4 protein-coding genes are annotated in these 5,944 nt (G+C 38.5%); 3 read left to right on the top strand and 1 reads right to left on the bottom strand.

Features of this window, described 5'->3' with window-relative positions; translation table 11 throughout:
• Positions 1 to 1,216: 1,216 nt before the first annotated feature.
• The 3 genes from ACKPEB_RS03905 (at position 1,217) to secF (ending at position 4,858) form a co-directional block, all read left to right on the top strand.
• Positions 1,217 to 2,200 (top strand): alpha-ketoacid dehydrogenase subunit beta, encoded by a 984-nt coding sequence (locus ACKPEB_RS03905; protein WP_072719140.1) that lies wholly within the window; start codon positions 1,217 to 1,219, stop codon positions 2,198 to 2,200.
• Between the two features lie 155 nt (positions 2,201 to 2,355).
• Positions 2,356 to 3,759, top strand: a complete 1,404-nt coding sequence (gene secD / locus ACKPEB_RS03900; RefSeq protein WP_408963485.1) for a protein translocase subunit SecD — start codon at positions 2,356 to 2,358, stop codon at positions 3,757 to 3,759.
• Positions 3,760 to 3,889: 130 nt separating this feature from the next.
• Entirely contained in the window at positions 3,890 to 4,858 is a 969-nt protein-coding gene (gene secF, locus ACKPEB_RS03895; RefSeq protein WP_408963484.1) for a protein translocase subunit SecF, read from the top strand.
• Positions 4,859 to 4,981: 123 nt separating this feature from the next.
• On the opposite strand, the gene aroH is transcribed toward secF, so the two are convergent.
• Positions 4,982 to 5,365 (bottom strand): chorismate mutase, encoded by a 384-nt coding sequence (aroH, locus tag ACKPEB_RS03890; protein ID WP_408963483.1) that lies wholly within the window; start codon positions 5,363 to 5,365, stop codon positions 4,982 to 4,984.
• Positions 5,366 to 5,944: the final 579 nt, after the last annotated feature.

Below are 5,944 nucleotides of genomic sequence, written 5' to 3'. Positions count from 1 at the left end.
TAAGATCATAAAATAAATCTTGTTTAGTTTTAATAATTTCTACCATGATTTCTGTCAGCATTTCTTTTGTAATGTCGTCATCAATTGATAATTTCATGGTTTACAATGTCAAATTTAGTTTTTAAAATTATAGCATATTTTAAATAATCAGCAAGTTTATACTTTAATTGCTGTGCTAATTGTCCACCTCTTTGTAAAATAGTTAGATGATCTGTATCTAAAATATACATATAATTAATACTTAATTTTATTTCTCGGATTGACGATATTGATTACCTAATTTTACCGCTTCCTCAAACGCTAAATTATCAGCAAATGTTCCCGCTATTTCTTCCCACCAAGGAACGGATTTTTTTAACATTAATGGATAATATTTTTTTGACTTGATTCATTTCTTTTTCTAAAGAAATCACCTTTTCTTCTAATTGTTGTTGTGATAAAGACATTTTATTGGTACTCCTGTAAAGTTAACTGATTAGAACTATGATAACATTTTAACACAATTGAGAATGTAGGGGGGATGGTAGTGCGTTAGCGCAGCTTACCGTAGGTATCGCTTTTTAGATGTAGAGGAGTTTAGAGTGCGATCGCTTTATTATTATTTACCTACATTTAAAAAACGCTAATTGCTCACCCTACAGTTATTAAAAAATATTTTTATTTACCTACATTGACAGCAGTCTTATCTAAGGGAATAAACTCAATATTAAATTGCTCAAATAACTCAAAAAAAATCAAAAGCTAACTTTTTGTCTTCTACTTGATATAAAATAATTGTTTCCAGTCGCAAATATTTCTTGATAGCTAAAGCACATTGAACACATTATAAACTAGGCTAATTATTAGCTATTTCTGCTAAGTCTTGTTTTTGTTTCGGTGTTAAATAGTTCATCAAGGATAAATTTTATAATTCCACCCAATTCTCTAAATTTAAACCCTCAACTCTAGCTAAGTCAGTATTATTATCAACCCTAATTAAATCCTTAGTAGTCGCAAACCCAACTATCGTCACCCTTTCTTTGGCGACAAACAGACTGAGGGAAGTCCATCGCAAGATTAAAAATGGATCATCATAACTAGGATAGGTCAGTCTGAGGAAAGTTCCCAAACCCTAGTGGGACTTAAACCTTAAACGCATAATTGGAATCAGGGAAGGTTTAAACTCAATCTTTTGGTAAGATTAGCTGTGATCCACACTCGCTTATCAACAATTGCAATGGCACCAACCCTACTTTTTAATGCGCTGAGACAAGCAACCGATGAAGAAATGGCTCGTGACCCCTCCGTGTTTGTGTTGGGAGAAGATGTGGGTCACTATGGCGGTTCCTACAAAGTCACGAAAGACCTTTATCAAAAATATGGAGATTTACGGGTTTTAGACACTCCCATTGCAGAAAATAGTTTTACTGGAATGGCCGTTGGTGCTGCAATGACGGGGTTACGGCCGATTATTGAAGGGATGAACATGGGATTTTTGTTACTCGCCTTCAACCAAATTGCTAACAATGGGGGAATGCTGCGTTATACCTCTGGAGGCAATTTTAAAATGCCTTTGGTGATTCGTGGCCCTGGTGGCGTAGGCCGTCAATTGGGTGCGGAACACTCTCAACGGTTAGAATCTTATTTTCAATCGGTTCCGGGGTTAAAAATGGTCGCTTGTTCGACTCCTTATAATGCTAAAGGGTTACTGAAAGCGGCGATTAGAGATGATAATCCGGTTTTGTTTTTTGAGCACGTTTTATTATATAACCTCAAAGAAGATATCCCCGACGAAGAATATATTGTCCCGATTGATAAAGCGGAAGTGGTCAGACGCGGAAAAGATGTAACGATTCTGACCTATTCTCGGATGCGTCATCATGTGATGCAAGCGGTTCCAACCTTGGTGAAACAGGGTTATGATCCAGAAGTAATTGATTTAATTTCTCTCAAACCTTTGGATTTTGATACGATTGGTGAATCCATCCGCAAAACCCATCGCGTGATTATCGTTGAAGAATGTATGAAAACCGGGGGACTGGGAGCAGAAATTACCGCTTCAATTAATGATCGTTTATTTGATGAACTGGATGCACCTGTATTGCGATTAGCGTCTCAAGATATTCCGACACCTTACAATGGAGCTTTAGAACGACTCACGATTGTTCAACCGGAGCAAATTGTTGAGGGGGTTCAGAAGATTCTGAGTAAGAAATTTTAATCAGTTATTAGTAATCGGTGTAAAAGTTAAGAGTTAATAGTTAACAGTTGATAACTCTTAACTCAAGCTTAAAAAATGATGACTGATATACGGGCAGAAAAACCACTGATATACGGGCGGGAAAACCCCGCCCCTACGACTGATCAATAATTCCTATGCGAAAACAACGTTCTGTTTTAATTTTGATTTTGGTGGTGATTATCGCCTCCATTATTGTTCTGGTGAATATTCCTTTACGATTAGGTTTAGACTTACGGGGAGGTTCTCAACTTACGATTCAGTTGAAACCTTCAGAAGCGGTTCCAACGATTGATGAACGAGTTCTGATTTCAGTTCAAAGTGTGATTGAAAATCGAGTCAATGAACTGGGAGTATCGGAAGCCTTAGTACAAACCGTTGGACAAGATCAAATTGTTGTACAGTTACCCGGAGTTAATAATCCAGAGGAAGCCGAACGGGTTTTAGGAGGAACGGCGCAATTAGATTTTCGAGAACAAAAAGCGGGAACGGAACAACAACTTCCGGTGGAATTACAAGTTCAGCAAGGAATTAAACAACAAATTGAAGCAGCTAAAAAAAAGGGAGATTCTCAAGCTTTAGCAACGGCTATTGAATCTTTAAATAAAAGTAATGAAGCGATCGCTCAACTTTATAATAGTCCGGTTTTAAGAGGACAAGATTTAAAAGATGCCTATCCTGAACCCGTCCAAAGCACAGGAAACTGGAATATTGGTTTAGTGTTTAGTTCCGAAGGTGGCGACAAATTCGCGGAACTCACCAAAAATTTAGCGGGAACGGGTCGAACCATTGGGATTTTTCTGGATAATGATTTATTAAGTGCACCGTCGGTTCCTGTGGAATTTGCTGATACGGGAATTACCGGAGGTCGGGCGGTCATTACAGGACGATTTACGGCGGAAGAAGCTAATACTTTAGCGGTACAATTGCGCGGAGGTGCATTACCGGTTCCTGTGGAAATTGTAGAAAATCGTACCGTTGGAGCCACATTAGGGCGAGATAGTATTAACAAGAGTGTTTATGCTGGGGTCACGGGTTTAATTTTAGTTCTGATTTTCATGGTAATTTATTATCGATTACCCGGATTAATAGCGGATTTTTCTTTGTTAATTTATGCGTTATTAAGTTTAGCTCTTTTTGATTTATTGGGTGTAACTTTAACGTTACCGGGAATTGCGGGTTTTATTCTGAGTATTGGGATGGCGGTGGATGCAAACGTTCTAATCTTTGAACGAACTCGTGAAGAATTGAAAGCTGGAAAAACCCTATATCGTTCTGTAGAATCGGGTTTTTATCGAGCTTTTAGTAGCATTTTAGATGGTAACGTCACAACCGTTATTGCTTGTGTCGCTCTATTTTGGTTAGGAACCGGATTAGTCAAAGGTTTTGCCTTAACATTAGGATTAGGGGTAGCAGTGAGTATGTTTACGGCGATTACTTGTAGTCGTAGTTTTCTGTTTCTGGCTCTTGATTTCCCAGAGTTAAGAAAACCTCAATTATTTTGCCCAAATTTAAACAAAAACTTGATCAGTAATCAGTGATCACTCATCAGTCATCAGTGTTCAGTTTTTAATCTCTATTCTTTAGCGAACCAGGACTAACAACTCATGATTAACTCTCCACTGATTACTGATCACTGATAACAGTCAACGCTCAACACTTAATTTATTTATGGCTTTTAGTGTTATTAAACAACGTAATTTATGGTGGGCAATTTCCAGTGCGATTATTCTCGCTGGAATAATTGCGATGGCTATTTCTTGGACTCGCCCGGATATTGGATCTCCTTTACGTCCGGCGTTAGATTTTGTCGGAGGAACTCGCCTTCAGTTGGAATTAGATTGTTCAGTTCCGAATAATTGTAATGGCCCGATTGAAATTACAGAAGTTCGGGAGGTTTTAGCGGCTCAAGGTTTAGCTAATAGTTCGATTCAATTGTTAGATAAAGATGCGGGTAAAAACGATAAGCAAATTGTTTCGATTCGCACAAAAAGTTTGAATGTTGAAGAAAGAACTAATTTGCAAAATGCCTTAAGTCAAAAAATCGGAGCCTTTGATCCCAAAGGAACTCAAATTGATACCGTTGGCCCTACCATTGGTCGTCAAATTTTTCTATCAGGATTAACGGCTTTATTATTATCTTTTGCCGGAATTACGGTTTATTTAACGTTTCGGTTTAAGTTAGATTATGCGTTTTTTGCCTTTGTTGCATTATTCCATGATGTTTTGATTACTGTTGGAATTTTTTCAATTTTAGGATTAGTTTTTGGTGTAGAAGTTGATAGTTTATTCTTGGTTGCTCTACTAACAATTGTAGGATTTTCTGTTAATGATACGGTGGTGATTTATGACCGAGTTCGGGAAGTGATTTCCCGCAACCCGGATCTTCATATTAATCAAGTGGTGGATAGTGCCGTAGAACAAACCTTAACCCGTTCTATTAACACCACATTAACGACTCTGTTACCTTTAATTTGCATTTTCCTGTTTGGGGGTGAAACGCTGAAATATTTTGCCTTAGCTTTATTAGTCGGCTTCGTTGCTGGAGCTTATTCTAGTATTTTTATCGCCAGCACGATGTTAGCTTGGTGGCGAAATCGCCAACCCGCTTCTGTGTCTTTAGCAACGGAAAAAGATTAAATCAGGGATCAGTTATCAGTGATCAGTTATCAGTGAAAGAGTTAAGGGTTAATCCTTGTCAACTGTTAACCAAAGCTTAGAAAATGATGACGGATTACTGATGACTGATTACTCTTTTTAAGATCAATGAATAGGAGTTAAATTCCAGTCGGGACGAAGGTTTTTTGCTCCTCTTAAATAGGGATGATAAACTTGGGTTTTGTGGCTGGGTAAGTTAACATGAACTAAGAAGCGAATACACTTTTGTAAACTGCCTTCAACGTGCATTTGTTGAACATCTAATAAAGGAACATTGTGCCAATGGGGGCGTTCACGGGCGATGGCGGCGGGGAAAATAGCATCTAAATCTTTAGTCACAGAAAACGTGACACTAATAATATCATCAGGCACCAGTTGATTCCGGCTTTCTAATTCATCTAATAATTCCGTGACCGCTTCCCGAATGGCTGCAATGGAGTTATCTGAAACCGTTGTTGCGCCACGAATTGCACGAACTCGCCAGTCCACAAACAAAATCCTCCGATCTTAAGATGTTCATCCTTCCCAGTTTAGCAACAGAGGGAGACGGGAAAAAGAGAATCAGCCAGACCCAGGAAAATCGGTGTTCTAACGTTCTGAGTTGTCGTGCTTCTGTTGTTGCTGGACTCAATGATGAGCTAACCTTTTCACTAAGATACACCTTACTGCTGACCACCAGTTCAACAGACACAAATATGTATAGGTGCTTTTAAGCGCGACTTCGCCTTCATCCACAAGTTAAAACTACCGAGTTGGAGGCTGCGTCAATCATAAATTTTGCTGGAGATACAGAAAAATTTTGCGATCGCTGCTACAATTAGAGATAACTGATAACTGATAACTGATCTTGCCACAGTTGCTAGTCGATAGCGACTGTGGTATTTCTGTGGAATTGACACTCTCAGGTCTGAAGACGCGCTCGATTCTGCGGACAGAATTAGTTTAATCTAATTCTCGCTACGACTGCCAAAGATCGTCTACTGAGTTGAGTAAGCGACAAACCTAATCTTCCCGATACTTTTCTCAGAATATTTGCTGCACCATTTAAGTCAGCATTAACAAAAAAAC

Source organism: Planktothrix sp., from assembly GCF_046067725.1.
Classification (GTDB): Bacteria; Cyanobacteriota; Cyanobacteriia; order Cyanobacteriales; family Microcoleaceae; genus Planktothrix.
The sequence above is the reverse complement of the archived record's forward strand: the minus strand, read 5'-3'. Positions and strand labels throughout refer to the sequence as shown.

Bases quoted from the DNA above. Each gene is read 5' to 3' on its own strand.
- ACKPEB_RS03905 (WP_072719140.1), top strand. From the start codon at position 1,217: ATGGCACCAACCCTACTTTTTAATGCGCTGAGACAAGCAACCGATGAA.
- secD (WP_408963485.1), top strand. From the start codon at position 2,356: ATGCGAAAACAACGTTCTGTTTTAATTTTGATTTTGGTGGTGATTATC.
- secF (WP_408963484.1), top strand. From the start codon at position 3,890: ATGGCTTTTAGTGTTATTAAACAACGTAATTTATGGTGGGCAATTTCC.